16 protein-coding genes are annotated in these 17,064 nt (G+C 69.3%); 8 read left to right on the top strand and 8 right to left on the bottom strand.

Annotation, left to right across the window (positions count from 1 at the left end):
• Positions 1–10: 10 nt before the first annotated feature.
• From E0H45_RS23725 to E0H45_RS23710, 4 genes are all read right to left on the bottom strand, one after another.
• On the bottom strand, positions 11–2,398 hold the full coding sequence (locus E0H45_RS23725; RefSeq protein ID WP_131341004.1) for a lamin tail domain-containing protein: 2,388 nt from the start codon (positions 2,396–2,398) through the stop codon (positions 11–13).
• A 73-nt stretch (positions 2,399–2,471) separates the two neighbouring features.
• Positions 2,472–3,836 (bottom strand): adenylate/guanylate cyclase domain-containing protein, encoded by a 1,365-nt coding sequence (locus tag E0H45_RS23720; RefSeq protein WP_131341001.1) that lies wholly within the window; start codon positions 3,834–3,836, stop codon positions 2,472–2,474.
• Entirely contained in the window at positions 3,829–5,556 is a 1,728-nt protein-coding gene (locus tag E0H45_RS23715) for an NAD(P)/FAD-dependent oxidoreductase (RefSeq protein WP_131340998.1), read from the bottom strand. The genes E0H45_RS23720 and E0H45_RS23715 overlap by 8 nt, the downstream gene beginning before the upstream one ends.
• A gap of 105 nt (positions 5,557–5,661) precedes the next feature.
• On the bottom strand, positions 5,662–7,257 hold the full coding sequence (locus tag E0H45_RS23710; RefSeq protein ID WP_131340993.1) for a M4 family metallopeptidase: 1,596 nt from the start codon (positions 7,255–7,257) through the stop codon (positions 5,662–5,664).
• A 168-nt stretch (positions 7,258–7,425) separates the two neighbouring features.
• Between E0H45_RS23710 and E0H45_RS23705 the strand changes: the two genes are divergently transcribed.
• Positions 7,426–8,514, top strand: coding sequence for a DNA polymerase domain-containing protein (locus tag E0H45_RS23705; protein ID WP_131340990.1), 1,089 nt, complete (start codon positions 7,426–7,428; stop codon positions 8,512–8,514).
• A 64-nt stretch (positions 8,515–8,578) separates the two neighbouring features.
• A complete protein-coding gene (locus E0H45_RS23700; protein WP_131340986.1) occupies positions 8,579–9,052 on the top strand; it encodes a carboxymuconolactone decarboxylase family protein in 474 nt (157 codons plus the stop codon).
• Between the two features lie 6 nt (positions 9,053–9,058).
• Here E0H45_RS23700 and E0H45_RS23695 read toward each other — a convergent pair whose 3' ends face one another.
• On the bottom strand, positions 9,059–9,823 hold the full coding sequence (locus E0H45_RS23695) for an SDR family oxidoreductase (RefSeq protein WP_131340983.1): 765 nt from the start codon (positions 9,821–9,823) through the stop codon (positions 9,059–9,061).
• Positions 9,824–9,915: 92 nt separating this feature from the next.
• On the bottom strand, positions 9,916–10,692 hold the full coding sequence (locus E0H45_RS23690) for an SURF1 family cytochrome oxidase biogenesis protein (protein WP_131340980.1): 777 nt from the start codon (positions 10,690–10,692) through the stop codon (positions 9,916–9,918).
• Positions 10,693–10,782: 90 nt separating this feature from the next.
• Between E0H45_RS23690 and moaA the strand changes: the two genes are divergently transcribed.
• Positions 10,783–11,796: a GTP 3',8-cyclase MoaA gene (moaA, locus tag E0H45_RS23685; RefSeq protein WP_131343734.1), complete on the top strand. Its 1,014-nt coding sequence runs from the start codon at positions 10,783–10,785 to the stop codon at positions 11,794–11,796.
• 47 nt (positions 11,797–11,843) lie between these two features.
• Here moaA and E0H45_RS23680 read toward each other — a convergent pair whose 3' ends face one another.
• The gene (locus tag E0H45_RS23680) at positions 11,844–12,065 is read right to left on the bottom strand and encodes a hypothetical protein (protein ID WP_131340978.1); all 222 of its coding nucleotides are present in this window, start codon (positions 12,063–12,065) and stop codon (positions 11,844–11,846) included.
• A 190-nt stretch (positions 12,066–12,255) separates the two neighbouring features.
• Positions 12,256–12,639 carry a DUF3099 domain-containing protein gene (locus E0H45_RS23675; protein ID WP_131340976.1) on the bottom strand — a complete coding sequence of 128 codons (384 nt, stop codon included), beginning with the start codon at positions 12,637–12,639 and terminating at the stop codon, positions 12,256–12,258.
• Positions 12,640–12,712: 73 nt separating this feature from the next.
• On the opposite strand from E0H45_RS23675, the gene E0H45_RS23670 reads away from it, so the two are divergent.
• From E0H45_RS23670 to E0H45_RS23650, 5 genes are read left to right on the top strand one after another with little or no spacing between them, the layout of a single operon-like run.
• A complete protein-coding gene (locus tag E0H45_RS23670; RefSeq protein WP_130450393.1) occupies positions 12,713–12,925 on the top strand; it encodes a dodecin in 213 nt (70 codons plus the stop codon).
• 60 nt (positions 12,926–12,985) lie between these two features.
• Positions 12,986–13,690, top strand: coding sequence for a 3-oxoacyl-[acyl-carrier-protein] reductase (gene fabG, locus E0H45_RS23665; protein WP_131340974.1), 705 nt, complete (start codon positions 12,986–12,988; stop codon positions 13,688–13,690).
• Positions 13,691–13,717: 27 nt separating this feature from the next.
• Positions 13,718–14,488: an enoyl-ACP reductase FabI gene (gene fabI, locus E0H45_RS23660; RefSeq protein WP_238155390.1), complete on the top strand. Its 771-nt coding sequence runs from the start codon at positions 13,718–13,720 to the stop codon at positions 14,486–14,488.
• A complete protein-coding gene (locus E0H45_RS23655; RefSeq protein ID WP_131340971.1) occupies positions 14,488–16,173 on the top strand; it encodes a Mur ligase family protein in 1,686 nt (561 codons plus the stop codon). Before fabI ends, E0H45_RS23655 begins: the two co-directional genes overlap by 1 nt.
• A gap of 38 nt (positions 16,174–16,211) precedes the next feature.
• Positions 16,212–17,063 carry a hypothetical protein gene (locus E0H45_RS23650; protein ID WP_131343732.1) on the top strand — a complete coding sequence of 284 codons (852 nt, stop codon included), beginning with the start codon at positions 16,212–16,214 and terminating at the stop codon, positions 17,061–17,063.
• The last annotated feature ends 1 nt before the right edge of the window (position 17,064 follow it).

Genomic DNA, 17,064 nt, shown 5'->3' with positions numbered 1-17,064 from the left:
AAGACTCCGGTTATCGCACCCAGGAGGGCAGCGGGATGAGTTTCACCACCTGCGGGTCGTGATCGGAGATCTGGTCCGGGAACTCCGCGTTCATGTGCACGACGTCGTACGCCGACGCCGGCCGCAGGTTCTGCGAGATCAGGATCTGGTCGAGGATCTGGCTGTTGCCCTCGAACACGTAGCTGTACCGCTCCGGCAGCGGCAGCGTCCGCGGCAGGTCGATCAGCGCGGTCTTGCCCGAGCCGACCAGGATGTCCGCGGTCTGCGACCAGTCGAAGTCGTTCAGGTCACCGAGGACGACGACGTTCGCACCCTTGTCCTTGGCCAGGATCTGGTCCACGAACCCGCGCACCGAGGCGGCCTGCTGGTGCCGCTTCTCCGCGGTCACCTGCACCGGCGGCTGGAAGCGGCCCCACAGCGGGTTGTCGCCGCCCTTCGAGCTGAAGTGGTTCACGACCACGAACACGGTCTGCCCGTGCCACTTGAACTCGCCCGCGAGCGGCACCCGGGTGGCGGCCCAGGCCGGGTTCGCCGGGTCGATCCGGCCCGGCGAGGCGCTCAGGTGCGGCTTGCCGCGGCCGTCCGTGACGATCGTGGTCGCCGACGTCGACGTCCCGCCGGGCGTGTCGACGAACTTCACCGCCTTGTCCGTCCGGTACAGGAACGCGACCCGGATGTTGCCGCCCGGCTCGCCGCCCTCCTGGTTGTTCACCGGGTCGATCTGCTTCCAGGTGTACTGCGGCCCGCCCGCCTTCACGATCGCAGCGGTCAGCATGCCGAGCGTCTTGTCCGCGCTCGTGTCACCGGAGTTGACCGCTCCGTCGTCGTCCTGGACCTCCTCGAGACCGAGGATGTCCGGCGACGCAAGGTTGTGCACGACCGCCTCCGCCAGCCCGTCGAACTTGACGTCGCCGTCGGACGGGTCCAGGTTCTCCACGTTGAACGTCGCCACCGACAGCTGCACCGGCGACGAAGCCTTGGTCGTCTCGCGCTTGACCCCGCCGTCGATCACGGTCGGCGTCGTGGTCGGCAGCAGCTTGAAGTTGCCGAACGAGTAGTCGAGGACACCCGTCACCACACCGGCCAGCTTGTCGCCGGTCTTCGCGTCCGGGATCGTCGTCAGTACGTCGTCCAGCAGCACCCGCTCCGGGTTGCTGTCGGTCTTCTGCAGCAGGATCCCGCCGCGCACCGTACGCACACCCGACCCAGCCGGTACGACGGACAGCTCGCGGAACGAACTCGTCGGGCCGGTGACCTCCGGCTGGTTGATGCCCAGCCACATGCCCTCCAGCGACTCCCAGAAGTCGAGACCGTCGCTGGCCGGGTCGAATGCGGTACTGGTCGTCTCGACGTCACCGTTCGAGTCATCGTCGATCACGGTCGACGGCGGCACGCGCCCGCCCGGTCCGACGATGGTCGGCGCCGGTACGGCGGCAGTCCCGGTCACAGTGACCTTCGGGTTGGTCAGCTCGGTCGTCGTCAGGTTCGTCGTACCGCCGGAGCCGCCCGGGCGGAACTCGGCGACCGAGCCCTCGACCGTCACGGCGTCGCCCACGGAGACCGTCGGCGCGGAGCTGGTGAACACGAACAGGCCCTCGCTGGTCGCCGGGTTGTCGTCCGCCTGCGGGTCCTGGAACCAGAACCCATTGCTGCCCTTCACCGTCACCACACCGGTGACGTTCGCGACCTGCTTGCCCTCCAGCGGCGAGCGGTGCGCGGCGCCCTGGATGTCGTGGATCTTCGCGTCCACCGGCGGCTCGGCCGGACCACCGGTGAGCGTGCCGGGCGACGGGTTGCCCGCGGCGAAGTCGGCACTGTTGTTGTCGGTGTCCTTCGCCGGGTCGGTCCGCGCGGCCGAGGTCGTGTTCGACAGGCCCGGCGCAGGCGCGGTCTCGGAGTCGTTCGCCGTACCGAAGCCGACGTAGTCCTTGACGCCCGCGTCCGCGTGGCAGGTGGCGCCACAGGCGAGCGCGGTCTGGTTCGTGACCAGCGCGACCTTGCCGGTGGACGCGGACATCGGGATGGTTCCGGTCGCGTTCGCCGTCGGCAGCGGCTGGCCGTTGCCGGCGCCGGCTCCCTCCTGGACGAGGTAGGCGGCTCCGGGCGCGATGGTGCCGGTCAGCTTCGTCACTTGCCACGACGTGCCGCTCGACGAGGCGTACTGGATCGACCAGCCGCTCACGTCGACAGGGGCCGAGCTGTTGTTGGTCAGCTCCACGAAGTCGTTCTGGTACGGCGCGCCGCTGTTGCCGCCACCGCCGTACACCTCAGTGATGACCACGTCAGTGGATGCAGCATCGGCAGGCCGGGCGATCAGCATCGCAGCGCCGGCGAAGACGAGACTCGAAGTGACCACGAGAGCGCCCAGGCGGCGCCGCGATCGGTACAGGGCAGACATGGCCCGGATTCTCACACCGGCGAGAGGTCGTTCCAAGGTCCAACACGTGAACAGGTGCCGAAGGCAGGGGTGATCATTCGTTCCCGCGCAGCGCCAGCAGTTGGTACACCTCGACCGGCTCGGCCTTTCCCTTCAAACTGACCAGCCCGAGGGACTCGGTGCGGGCCTCCGGCAGCAGGGCCTTCGTCGCCGGGCCGATCGCGACCGCCCCACCCGGAGCCTTCCCCTCGATCCGCGATGCGACGTTCACGGTGTCACCGATGACGGTATGCGTTCTCCCGCCTTCCGTCCCGAGCAGCGTCACGGACGCGATCCCACTGTTGATCCCGACCCGGAACCGCGGCCAGTTCGGATGCGCGTCCTGTACGGCGGCCGCCGCCTTCTGCAGTGCCAGCCCGGCCTCGGCCGCTCGATGCGCATGATCCGGCTGGTCACCACGCTTGTTGAACGTCACCATCAAGGCGTCGCCGATGATCCGGTCCACGTCGCCGCCGTGCCGCCGGACGACCTGCGGTACGACGACCTGGAAGTACGTGTTGAGCATCGCCGTGACCTCGGACGGGTCGTGCTGCTCCGAGAACGACGTGAACCCCTGCAGGTCCGCGAACAGCACGCTCAGCTCGCGCCGTCCCGACACCGTGTCCTCCTGGTACAGGTCCGCGAACCGTTCCTCGTACCACTGGATCCGGACCCCGGCGACGACCAGCACGAAGGCGCCGAGCATCAGCACGTGCCACTCCCACCACGACAACGCCCAGTTCCGGGCGAACACCAGCGCGACCATCGCCTCGCCGAGCAGTACGAACGCCGCGATCATCGACAGCAGCATCAGCGACGGCCGCGCCCACCACGTCCGCAGGTACCTCGCCGCGGCAACGCAGTACAGCAGAACCGTGGGTACGGCGAGCGCGGTGAGGATGCCGTCGGCAACTTCTGGGACGGACGTCGCGTGCAGCGGCCACAACCGCAGTACCGAAGCCGCCGCCCACAAGGCCATCAGCACGAGCAAACCGACCCGCAGCCTTCGGCCCCACGCGATGCCGGAGACGGTCAGGCTCGACAGGAACGCAAAGACCGACGCCAGCGCCACCCCGATGGGCGTCGCGAGCGTGAAGCCGACGTTCGGCGTGTCCAGCAGGACCTTCGGCGTCGCCAGCGCATGCAGCCCTAGGAACCCTGCCGCCGACAGGAACGCCAGCGACACGAACAGCACCCGCGCATCACCTCGCCGCAAAGCCGCCGCGCCGGTCGTGTACGCGAGTACGGCGCTCAACGCGGCAGTCAGCAGCACCAACCAGAAGTGTGCGGGATGGTGCTCCCAATGCACGTCGAACCGTGGCTCCTGCAACACCAGCACGAGGCCGATGAGCGGCAACACCAGCACCAGCGCGGTCAGCCCGACCATCGCCGGCGTGTAGACGAACTTCCGCTCAGGCATCCGACCGGGCCTTGAGGTGCGTGTGGATCTGCGAGACCACCACCGATCCTTCACCGACTGCCGACGCCACCCGCTTCACCGACGCGCACCGTACGTCGCCGACCGCGAACAGCCCCGGCACCGTCGTCTCGTACGGCTGCGGCGGCCGATCCTGCTGCCACTGCGGATCCGCCGCGGCATCCGACCCGGTCAGCACGAAACCGTGCGCGTCCCGCCCCACCTCGGCCGGCAGCCAACCGGTCCCCGGCACCGCGCCGATCATCACGAACAGCCCGTCGGCCGGGACCGTCTCCTCGTCACCGGTCCGCCGGTCCCGCAGTACGACGTACTCCAGCCGCCCGTCGCCACCGCCGCCGGTCACCTCGCTCGACGCCCGCACCGTGACGTTGTCGGCGGCAACGATCGCGTCGATGAGGTACTGCGACATGCTCGCCGCCAGATCCTCACCGCGGATCACCAGCAGCACGCGACGGCAGTACCGCGCCAGGTGCAGGACCGCCTGCCCGGCCGAGTTCCCACCACCGACCACGCACGCGTCCCGATCCTGCAGTCCATGCGCCTCGGACACGCTCGCGCCGTAGTACACCCCGGCGCCCACCAGCTTCTCCAGGGACGGTACGTCGAGGCGCCGGTAGGACACGCCGCTCGCCAGCACGACCGCCCGCGCCGTGACCTCGCCCACCGCCTCGATCGCGGCGACGAATTGATCGCCCCGTTTCTCCAGCCGATCGACCGTTCGCATCAGCACGAAATGCGCCCCGAACACCCACGCCTGCTGGTAGCCGCGCTGCGCCAGCTCCGACCCGCGAATGCCACGCGAGAACCCGAGATAGTTGCGGATCAGCGAACTCGTCCCGGCCTGCCCACCGATCGACTCGCGCTCCACGACCAGCGTCCGCAACCCCTCGGACGACCCGTACACGGCCGCGGCCAGCCCGCCCGGTCCGGCCCCGACGACCAGCAGGTCGAACGACCGGTCCGCGTCAGGGGCCAGCGTCGTCGGGACGCCCCACGCCTCGGCGATCTCCGCGTCGGTCGGATCGTGCAGGACCGCGCCGCCGACCGCCGGCATCCACACCAGCACCCCGTCGCCGGGATCCGGCTCACCGATGAACTCGAGTACGTCGTTCGCGAGCGCCGAACCACTGTCCCGGAACGCGCTCGGGATCCCGTTGCGGGCCAGCAGACTGCGCACGGCCTGACCGCGCACCGACGTACTGGCCGCGATCACGACCACCTCACGCAGGTTGGCGACCTCGTACCGCGACCACTCCTGGACGAACTCCGCGATCGTGCGGTGGAACAGCTCGTCGTGCGCGATCCACGGCTTCAGCACGTAATAGTTGATGTCGCCGACCGACATCGCGGTCAGGATCGCCGACGCCGTCGTACGCTCCGCCCAGGCGCCCCACTCGATCAGCAACGCCCGCCGCGCGTCGGGATGCAGCGTCCGCGACGCCGCGAGGACCTCGGCTCGGTCCTCGTCCGGGAGCGCGTGGTCGACCATCACCACGGCAACCCGCTGCTCCCACTCGTGCGCGCGCTGTAGACAGTCCAGCGCGGCCGCCGCTGTCAGCTCACCGCGGACCCGGAAGTCCGCGCCGAAGCCGCGATCCAACTCGGTCTCGCACCGTTCCAGACGCTCCGGGTCAGCGTCGACGACGAGAAGTAACGGCCGCGCTGCACGCAGCCGCGGCCCACCCCCGGGCACCCCACCCATGTCTGTGACGGTAGGTCCGCACAAACACCGTGGCAATGGTCAAAACGTTTGATAGCCGGTCCTGTCCGCCCCAGTGGGACAGGACCGGCTGCTCACTCTGTTGCGTCAGTTGACGCTGACAGCGGTCCAGGTGGCGGCGACGGCGGCCCGCTCCGGGCTGCTGGCGCCGTACAGGTCGGTCGCCGCGTTCAGCGTGGCGGTCCGGGCCTGCGCGTACGTCGTACCGCTCGTCATGTACGTCGTCAGCGCGCGGAACCAGATCTTGCCGACCTTGTCGTGCCCGATGCCGGCCAGCGTCGTGCCGTTGCAGGTGGACCCGTTGTGCGGCAGGCCGCCGATCGTCTTCGCGCCGGTGCCCTCGGCCAGCAGGTAGGCGAAGTGGTTCGCCACGCCGGAGGAGTAGTGCACGTCGAGGTTGCCGACACCGGAGGACCAGCAGTCGGCGGAGTTGCCGTCCTTGCTCGGCTTGTCCATGAACCGCAACGCCGGGCGGTCCTTCATGATCTCCTCGCCGATGTAGTAGTCACCGGGGTCGGAGGCGTTGTTGGAGTAGAACTCGACCAGCGTGCCGAAGATGTCGCTGGTCGCCTCGTTCAGGCCGCCGGACTCACCCGAGTAGGTGAGGTTCGCGGTGTGCTCGGTGACGCCGTGGGACATCTCGTGGCCGGCCACGTCGATCGAGACGAGCGGACCCGCGACGACGTTGTCGCCGTCGCCGTACGTCATCTGCTTGCCGTCCCAGAACGCGTTCACGTAGTTGGAGCCGTAGTGCACGCGGCTCGGGACGCCCTTGCCGTCGCCGAAGATCCCGTTCCGGCCGTGCACGGTCTTGTAGTAGTCGTACGTCGTCGCGGCGCCGTAGTGCGCGTCGACGGCGGCCGAGGCGCGGTCCGTGTTGACGCCGGTGCCCCAGTGGTTGTCCGCGTCGGTGAAACGGGTCGGGGCCGTGCAGCCGAAGCCGAAGAGCTGGCACAGGAGCGAGTCGGTCTTGTTGTTCGCGTCGCCGGTGTAGCCGCCGCCACGCGTCGCGTCGGTCAGCGTGAAGCCGCCGGTGGCCGTGGAGGTCTCGAGCGGCACGGTCCCGCTGTACAGGCTCTTGCCGTCACCGGTCGCGGTCTCGATGTGCTGCTCGCTGACCAGCTTCGCGCCGGTCAGGGCGTCCACGGTCGTCGTGATGCGGCTCGGCGTACCGTCGGCCTGGGTGCCGACCGCCGTGACCAGGTAGGCCAGCCGCGGCGCACCCTTGCGGGCCTCGATCACCAGACTCGGCTTGCCGTCGGCCTTCAGGCCCTTGGCGAGCGCCTTCGCGGTAGCGGTCGCGCTGCTGACCTTCGGCGTACGGGCGACATTGGCGCTCCTGCCCAGCGACAGGCTGGCGCCCTTGAAGGCGCCGTCCTTCGCCTGGTGCACGACCACGTCGCCGCCGAGGACCGGGAGCCCCCCGATCGTGCGGTCCATCCGGACGTGGCTGGAGCCGTCCTTGTCGACGATCACGTCCTTGACCAAGAACGCGTCGGCCGTCGTGGCCCGCAACGCGGTCAGGTTGCTGCTGATCGCTTCCTTGGCCTTGGCAACGGCCGCGGCGGGGGTGGGGACAGGGGAAGCCGTTGGCGCACCGGCCGCTGTGGTGGCGCTGGTCAGTCCGAGGGCGGTAGCGGTCACCACTGCGGTGGCAGCGGCGATCAGGGCGGATCTATTCATCCTCGCGCTCCTTGTCAGGTGTCCCGGGGGCCTCACGCCCCAGGAACGAGGTGCAGGAACGTTACCGCCCGGTCACCTACCGTGGCCAGAGGTCGAGAAAAGTTGCCTTTCCCGTGCGCCCAACGGAAATTCTCCGGATTTGTCGGGTTGGGGCGATACGGTCACGGCATGGCGAAGAGCACAGCGGTGATGCTCACCGTGGGGGACCGGGAGGTCCGGGTCTCCAGCCCCGATCGGGTGGCCTACGAGGCGACCGACTGGGCCCCGGAGGTCACCAAACTGCAGGTCTGCGAGTACTTCACCGCCGTGGCGCCCGCGTTCATGCGGGCGTCGGGCGACCGTCCTGTCGCGCTGGAACGCTGGCCGGGTGGATGGCGTGAAGGTATGACGCTGTCGGTGGACGCGACCGGTCGTCAGACGGGGGACGGCTTCTACTCGAAGCGGCTCCCGAAAGGCGCGCCCGACTGGCTCGAGACCTGCCGCGTGCTGACGCCGAACGGACGCCCGATCGACGAGCTGTGCCTGAGCGAACCCGCCGCCGCGGTGTGGGCGGCGCAGATGGGCACGCTGACCTTCCACCCGTGGGCCGTTCGCAGCAGCGATCTCGACCGCCCCGACGAGCTGCGCCTCGACCTCGACCCACAGCCCGGCGCGACCTTCGCCGATGCCCGGCGGGTGGCCGGCGTCGCCCGCGAACTCCTCGAGGAGCTGGGTCTGCGGGGCTATCCGAAGACCAGCGGCAACCGCGGCATCCACATCTACGTCCGGATCCGGCCGGAGTGGAGCTTCGACGAGGTCCGGCACGCCGCGATCGGCCTCGGCCGCGAGCTCGAACGCCGCGACGACGGCGTGACCACCGCCTGGTGGAAGGAACAACGCGGCGAAGCGTCGATCTTCCTGGACTTCAACCAGAACCTCCGTGACCGGACCGTCGCGGGCGCCTGGTCGCTCCGGCCACGGCCGGGTGCGCCGGTGAGTACGCCGATGACGTGGGAGCGGCTCGCCGAGGTCGACGATCCGCGGGCGTTCAACCTGCACACGGTTCCGGAGTACCTCGCCGACGGCGATCCGTGGGCGGACATGGACGACACGGCGTACCCGCTGGAGCCGTTGCTGCGGCTGTGGGAGGAGCTTCCCGGCGGCGAGCTGAACTTCCCGCCGGACTACCCGAAGATGCCGGGGGAGCCGCCCAGGGTCCAGCCGAGCAAGAAGGTCGCCGAGCACTGGGACGAGCAGGGCAACCGGATCCCCGACTGACACTTTGCGGGGCTGTCTCGTCGGATGGGTGTCAAACGCTCATTCGCTAGGAGAGATACCTGTTATGGACACTCGTCTGGACCTGTTCACCAACCCCGTCCTCACCAAGTTCATCAAGCACCTGAACAGCGCGGCCCGGGTCGCGACCACCGTCGGGGTCCCACTGACCACGCTCGAGCTGGTCGAGCTTCGGGTCAGCCAGATCAACGGCTGCGCGTACTGCGTCGACATGCACTCGAAGGATCTCGCGCATCACGGCGAGACCTCGGTCCGGATCAACCTCGTCGCGACGTGGCGCGAAGCCACCGTCTACACCGAGGCCGAGCGCGCCGCGCTCGCGCTGGCCGAAGCCGGCACCCGGATCGCCGACGCAGCCGGCGGAGTTCCCGACGACGTGTGGCTGAACGCCACCAAGCACTACAACGAGGAGCAGTTGGGCGCCCTGGTCGCGGCAGTCGCGGGCATCAACACCTGGAACCGCCTCAACGTGATCACCCAGCAGCCCGCCGGGGACTACGTGCCCGGCCAGTGGGGCTAAGGCAGGTCAGAAGGTGCGGAGGGCGCCGCCGTCGATCGGGATGATGGCGCCGGTGAGATACGACGCTGCGGGGGAGAGCACGAACGCGGCGACCCGGCCGAACTCGTCGGGGGTGCCGTAACGGCGCAGCGGGATGGTCTTCTCCGCGGCTCGCCGGGCCGTGTCGGGATCGCCGCCGCGGGCGTCCAGCTCCTTCAGGCGGTCGGTCGCGATCCGGCCCGGCATCAGGCCGTTCACCCGCATCCCGTTCGGCCCGAGCTCGTCGGCGAGCGTCTTCGCCACCATCGCGAGGCCGGGCCGCAAACCGTTCGAGATCGCCAGGCCGGCGATCGGGGACTTCACCGACGACGAGAGCACGAACGCGATCGAGGTGTCCTCGGCGCCGGCCCGGGCGACCGCGCGAGCGATCCGCAGCCCGCCGAGGAACACGCTGTCGAACGCCGACCGCCAGTCCTCCTCGTCGGTGTCCAGCGCGGTCCCGGCCCGCGGTCCGCCGACGCTGATCAGCGCGCCGTGCAGCTCGCCCCACTTGGCGATCGCGGTCGCGGCCAGCCGCTCCGCGCTGTCCGGGTCGGCGTTGTCGACGGGGATCCCGACGACGTTCCCGCCGAGCTCCGTCAGCTCCGCCGCGGCGCGCGCGATCGACTCCTCGTTGCGGCTGGAGATCACCAGCCGCGCGCCTTCGGCGGCCAGCGCCTTGGCAGTGGCGAAGCCGAGTCCGGCACTCGCGCCGGTGACGATGTAGGTGCGATCGCGCAGTCCGAGGTCCACAGCACCATCCTGCCCCACCACACCCCGCCGCGCATCTCGTGCCCACGGCAAGAACCGTCGTTGCGCAAGGCAACGAGCTGCCAGGGCAGGCGTCAGTCCGGGGCTCCGGCGTGGGCCTCGGGTCGTTCGACGGCCTCGGGCTGCTGCTCTGCGGGCTTGCCGGCGGTCGCCTGCTGCCGGGAGAAGTAGACGAGTCCACCGAGCGCCAGCAGCGCGAAGAAGAACCACTGCAGCGCGTAGAAGAAGTGCGGCCCGTCGTCGATCTCCGGCCCGGGGAACGAGCTGAACGCCGGGTCGTTCGCCGGCTCCTGCTTGTCCACGGTGACGTAGCCGTCGTACAGGTTCAGCCCGAGCACCTTCGCGTAGTCCGGGCCGTTGATGAGTCGCGCCGTACCGTCGTCCGGCGTACCGCCGTTGGTGTGGCCGCCGCGTTCGCTGCGCTGCAGGCGGCCGGTGACGGTCACCTCGCCGGACGGTACGGCGGGGACGTGCAGCGGCATCAGCTCCGAACTCTGCCGGGCCAGGAAGCCGCGATCGACCAGCACCGCCTTCCCGTCCGCGAGCACCAGCGGGGTGACGATCTCGAAGCCCGGCTTGTCCTGGACGTTGCGGTACTTCAGGACGACCTGCTTCGAGGCGTCGTACCGCCCGGAGAGAACGACGGTGCGCCAGGCGTGCTGGTCGCCGACGACGCCCGGCGGACCGAGGATCTGGTCGATCGGGGCCGCCCGGGCGGCCAGATTGGTCCGGGTCACCGTGTTGCGCGCCTTGCGTTCGTCGAGGCGGTGCAGCTGCCAGCGACCGAGCTGCACGCACACGCCGGCGAGTGCGACGACGGCCAGTGCGGCGACGATCCAGCGAATGTTCATCAGGCGACCCACGTCTCGAACTTAAGCCATCCCCTGAAATGGCTGACGCGCGGCACGTACGCTGGGGTCGTGACAGCGATCCAGGCGGCGATGATCCAGGACGGGACGCGAACCGGTCTGGCGGACCGCTACGGCCGGACCGCGACCGACCTGCGCGTGTCGCTCACGGACCGTTGCAACCTGCGCTGCACGTACTGCATGCCCGAAGAGGGTCTGGACTGGCTCGCGAAGCCCGAACTGCTCACCGACGACGAGGTCGTCCGCCTGGTGTCGGTCGCGGTCACGCTCCTGGGCGTGCACGAGATCCGCTTCACCGGCGGCGAACCGCTGCTGCGCCGCGGCCTGGTCGATATCGTCGCCCGTACGACGGCACTCGCGCCCCGCCCCGAGGTGTCACTGACCACGAACGGGATCGGCCTCGCCCGGCAGGCGGCCGCGCTGAAGGCCGCCGGTCTGGACCGGGTGAATGTGAGCCTCGACACGGTCGACCAGGAAACGTTCAAGAATCTGACCCGGCGGGACCGTTTGCAGGACGTGATCGGCGGGCTGGAGGCCGCGCACGACGCCGGCCTGACGCCGGTGAAAGTCAATGCGGTCCTCATGCGCGGCGTGAATGACTCGGGTGCGCCGCAATTGCTGGAGTTCTGCCTCGAGCGCGGTTACGAACTGCGGTTCATCGAGCAGATGCCGCTGGACGCGCAGCACGGCTGGGACCGGACGACGATGATCACCGCCGACGAGATTCTCGGAATGCTCACCGAGCGGTTCCATCTGACGCCGGACGACGCGTCGAAGCGCGGCAGTGCGCCGGCCGAGTCGTTCCTGGTCGACGGCGGACCGCAGACGGTCGGCATCATCGCGTCCGTCACGCGGCCGTTCTGCGGGGACTGCGACCGGGTTCGGCTGACCGCCGACGGGCAGGTCCGGGACTGCTTGTTCGCGCGCACCGAGTCCGACCTGCGGACCGCGCTGCGGGCCGGCGCCGACGACGCCGAACTGGCCGACCGCTGGCGTCGCGCGATGCTCAACAAACTTCCGGGTCACGGCATCAACGACCCGAGCTTCCTGCAACCGTCCCGCCCGATGTCAGCGATCGGCGGTTGAGGTCATACCGGCCCAATCCGGAAATGTAGTTTTTCGCTACCTGGCATTCATCCGCTGAATGGCTCGACCTCGCGCAGGAAAGACCTGCGATCGAGGAAGTCGGACAAGCTGTCCTTGTGTTCGTCGCAGGCCAGCCAGGTCTTGCGCCGGTCGGGGGTATGGATCTTCGGGTTGTTCCACAGCAGCGCCCAGGTGGCAGGGTTCCCGCAGCCCCTGGCGGAGCAGTCGGTCGGCGGGGTCGGTGCAGTCGGTGCGGCTTCTTCAGTCATCCGCGGGTGTCATTCCTCTGCATTCCTGATGCCTCAATAATCAATAGCCTGGGCAAAATGAAGCGACGTCGGACAGCCACGGGGGGAGCCGTCCGACGCCGCATCAAGTCCCTGAATTCCACAGCTGAACTTCAGAGCACGCGGGAGATTCTGACACGGATCAGTCCAAGTTTTCCAGTCCCGGCCCAGATCACTTTTCGGTGTCGGCCGGACGGTCCTGAGAAGCGTCCGGAGAAGTGTCCTGAGAAGTGTCGGAGTCAGCGGGTACGACGACCGTCGGACGCTCCCCGATCGCGGGCCGCGCGGGGGCGACGTACGGCTCCGCGGCGGGTGTGGTCGTGGACCGCTGGGCGTTCGCCAGCACGACCGCGAAGTACGGCAAGGCGATGGCGCCGACGACGAAGAGCCAGCGCCACGGCGACGGGGTGACGACGGCCAGCACGAAGCAGACGATCCGGATCGACATCATCCAGGCGTAGCGCGCGATCCGGCTGTCCAGATCCTCGGACCGGCCCGGCTGCGCACTCGTCACCGAGACGACCGTCGCGTCGCTCCGCTCATGGCGTTTCGACATCTATCCTCCTCACCAAGAACAACGGTACGCCGCGCCGCCCGCCTGGGCGCAGCCGGATGGAGAGAGGTTTGTCATGACCGATCGCACCTACCGGGTCACGGAGATCGTCGGCACCTCGAAAGAGGGCATCAACCAGGCGATCACCAACGGCATCGCCAGGGCCGGGGAGACCCTTCGGCACCTCGACTGGTTCGAGGTGACCGAGATCCGCGGCCACGTCGTCGACAACCAGATCGACCACTACCAGGTCGGCATGAAGGTCGGCTTCCGCCTCGAAGACTCCTAAGTCGGATCGCCCGGCCTCCGTGGGATAGCGTTCCTCCGTCCGGCGATGTGAGGAGGGCTTGTGGGTAGGTCTGTGTTGGTGACCGGCGGTAGCCGGGGGATCGGGCTGGCGATCGCGACCGCGTTCAAGGAGGCGGGCGACCAGGTCGCTGTCACGTACAACACCAGCCCGCCGCCGGAGGGCTTCCTCGGCGTGAAGTGCGACATCACCGACCAGGAACAGGTCGACGCCGCGTTCGACACGATCGCGGAGCAGCACGGGCCGGTCGAGGTGCTGGTGGCGAACGCCGGCATCACCCGCGACACGCTGCTGCTGCGGATGTCCGACGACGACTGGGACTCGGTGATCGAGACCAACCTCACCGGCTCCTTCCGGGTCGCCCGGCGCGCCGCCAAGGGCATGCTGCGGCTGCGCAAGGGCCGGATCGTGTTCATCTCCTCGGTGGTCGGCCTGCTCGGCTCGCCCGGTCAGGTGAACTACGCGGCCAGCAAGTCCGGACTGATCGGCATGGCCCGCTCGATCGCCCGCGAACTGGGCAGCCGCGGCATCACCGCGAACGTGGTCGCGCCGGGCTTCGTCGAGACCGACATGACCGCAGTGCTGCCGGAGGAGACCCAGAAGCAGTACCTCAGCCAGATCCCGCTCGGCCGCTTCGGCCTGACCGAGGAGATCGCGAACGCGGTCCGCTGGCTGTCGTCGGAGGAGGCCGGCTACATCACCGGCGCGGTGATCCCGGTCGACGGCGGCATCGGCATGGGCAACTGACAACACTCATCTAGAAAGGGCATGCCGGTGGGCATCCTCGACGGCAAGCGGATCCTGGTCGCCGGAGTCACCCTCGACTCGTCGATCGGCTTCGCCACCGCCAAGGTGGCGCAGGAACAAGGCGCCACCGTGCTGATCTCGAACTTCGGCCGCGCGCTGAGCATCACCAAGCGGATCGCGAAACGGCTGCCGACCGAGCCTCCGGTGCTGGAGCTCGACGTCACGAACGCCGAGCACCTGGCCGCGCTGCCGGACGCCGTCCGTGAGCATGTCGACGGGCTGGACGGGGTCGTGCACTCGATCGCGTACGGCAACCCGGAGACGATCCTCGGCGGCAAGTTCCTCGAAGGGCCGTGGGACGACGTGGCGCAGGCCGTCCACGTGTCGGCGTACAGCCTGAAGTCGCTGGCCGTGACCTGCGCGCCGCTGATGAGCCGTGGCAGCAGCGTCGTCGGGATGACCTTCGACGCGACCGTGGCCTGGCCCGGGTACGACTGGATGGGGGTGGCGAAGGCCGCCCTCGAGTCCACGAACCGGTACCTGGCGCGCGACCTCGGCGCCCAGGGCATTCGGTGCAACCTGGTGTCGGCCGGCCCGCTGAAGACCCTGGCCGCGAAGGCGATCCCGGGCTTCGAGAAGTTCGAGGAGCCGTGGCTGGACCGCGCCCCGCTGGGCTGGGACCCGTCCGACCTGGAGCCGACCGGGCGCACCATCGTCGCCCTGCTCAGTGACTTCTTCCCCGCGACCACCGGCGAGATCGTGCACGTCGACGGCGGCTACCACGCGATGGGAGCGTAGTGGCAACTTCGTTGGTAGAGCTCCGCGTTCTCGACGGCGCCAATCTCTACTTCAGCCGGGCCGCGATCAAGCTGACGCTGGACGTGTCGGCGATCGCGGACGCCCCCGCTCCGGCGGCGAAAGCGTACGGCCAGGCGATCGGTCTCGGCGCCACCCGGCCCGGCCGGATCGGGTCCGGGTTCCGGCAGCGGTTCGCGATCCGGGTCGTCGGTCATGTCGTACGGCGGATCGCCCGGGAGGCCGGGATCGGGCGGATCGGCGTACGGGTCCGCCCGGAGTCCGACGTACGGCGGCTCGTGGTGGCGTTCCCGTGGGCGCACGAGGGACGGGCGGGGGCGCTCGGGGCGGCGATCGTCGAGGTGCTGGACGCGTTCGGCGAGGACGATCTGAGTGAGCTGATCCACACCGTCGGCGAGCGGGTGCGGGACGAGCCGCCGGGTAACCCGCCGCCGACGCTGCGGCCGAAGGTGCCGGTGGTCGCGGTGACCGGGACGAACGGCAAGACCACGACGTCGCGGATGATCGCGCACATCGGGCGTGCCGCCGGGCTGCACGTCGGCTGGTCGAGCACCGACGGCGTGTACTTCGACGGCGAACTGGTGAAGTACGGCGACTTCTCCGGGCCGAGCGGCGCCGGGCAGGTGCTGTCCCAGCCCGGTATCCAGCTCGCGGTGACCGAGACCGCCCGCGGCGGGATCCTGCGCCGCGGCATCGGTGTCGCGTACAACGACGTCTCGGTGGTCACCAACGTGAGCGCGGATCATCTCGGCCTGGGCGGGATCGACACCGTCGACCAGCTCGCCGAGGTGAAGGCGGTGATCACGCAGATCACCCGGCCGCGCGGCTGGTGCGTGGTGAACGGCGACGACCCGCGGACGTTCGCGATGCGGCTCGGTTCGCCGGCCAAGTGCTGGGTGTTCTCCCGCGACCCCGACTCGCCGTCGATCCGGACCGTGCTCGACGAGGGCGGCCGGGCGACGACCGTGCTCGACGGGTACGTGACCGTGCTCGACCAGTCGCGCGACCCGGAGCCGTTGCTCAAGGTCGTCGACGTACCGATGACGCTGTCCGGCCTGTCGCACTACAACGTCGAGAACACGCTGGCCGCGGCGTCGGCGGCGCTCGGTCTCGGGCTGCCGCGGGCGGCGGTGATCGAGGGCCTGAGCACGTTCGCGCCGAACGAGAACAACCCCGGCCGGATGAACATGTACTCGCTGCGCGACTTCACCGTCGTCATCGACCTCGCGCACAACGAGGCCGGGCTGGAGGCGCTGCTCGAGATCATGAACGGCGTCCGGCCGGACGGCGGCCGGCTGATGCTGGCGCTCGGATCGCCAGGTGACCGGGCCGACGACATGGTCGCGACGCTCGGCGCGATGGGTGCACGGGCGACTGACCGGGTGGCGATCGGCCACAAGAGCGACTACCTGCGCGGACGGCCGCCGGAGGAGCTCGAGGCGGTGTTCCGCGAGGGCGCTTCATCGGTCGGCGTGGACGACGTACCGGCGTTCCCGACCGAGCTGGCGGCGGCGCAGGCGCTCGTCGCCGAGGCGCGGGCCGGGGACGTGGTGGCGGTCATGTCTCTGCAGGATCGGGCGAGTCTTGACAGCTGGTTGCGGTCCGAGGGAGCTACTGTCGACACACCGGAGACCTTGAAGAGCAAGGTCGAGAAAGCCCAGCACTAGCCCCTTCCGCCCTTGGTTGGGGTGGGAACGGGGTTGTGATGCGCTACCTGTGGTCGATCCCGGCCGCGGTGGTCGCCTGGTTTGTCGGCGGCTTTTCCGCGACGTATCTGAAGGGCCTGCCGGAGGGTACGACGTACTTCGTGCCGCCGCGGATCGATCTGGTGGTGCTCGGCGGATTCGCCGGGGGCGTGCTGGCCGGGCTGCTGATCGGGCGGATCCGGATCGCCGTACCGGTCGTGCTGATCGTTGCCGCGGGCATGTGGTGGCTGACCGGGAACTCGTTCGGAGAGCGGGATCTGCTGATCACATTGCTGGTGGCAAGCGCTCTCGGCGGGTTCTTCGGTGCCCTGGGCACCAGGAGTTCGGTGGCAGCGGCGTTCGCGCTGGCGCTGCCGGTGGCCTGGACCGCGCTACGGCCGGCCGAGCAGCTGGCCGAGTGGCGGTGGCTGTGGCAGCTGAGCGGTCTGCTGGTCGGCGCCGGCCTCGCAGTGCTGCTCTACATTGCGTGCTGGAAGCGCGGCTGGCGGTCGGTGGGGTCCTGGATCCCGCTGACCGGGTTCTATCTGGCGTGCTTCGGTATCGTCGCGTCCGTCCGGCTGGTCAGCCAGTCGACCGGGAAGCCGATGGACGCGGTCGGTGACGCGTCGACCGAGGCGTTCTTCCAGTCGTTCGAGCCGCTGCTGCGCGAGTACTGGCCGTGGATGGTCGTCGGCGTCCTGCTCGCGATCCCGATGGTGGCACTCAAGCTCCGCGCCCTCCCGCCGCCACCGCCACCCCAGGACCCGTACGCCGACAAGTCGAACGACGCCGTACTCTCCGACGACCTCGACTGGATCGACCAGGAAGAACCCCGCCGCCGCCTTCTCGCACGCCGCCAGCCTGCCTCCTGAG

The organism is Kribbella soli (genome assembly GCF_004331345.1).
In the GTDB taxonomy this organism is placed as follows: domain Bacteria; phylum Actinomycetota; class Actinomycetes; order Propionibacteriales; family Kribbellaceae; genus Kribbella; species Kribbella soli.
The sequence above is the reverse complement of the archived record's forward strand: the minus strand, read 5'-3'. Positions and strand labels throughout refer to the sequence as shown.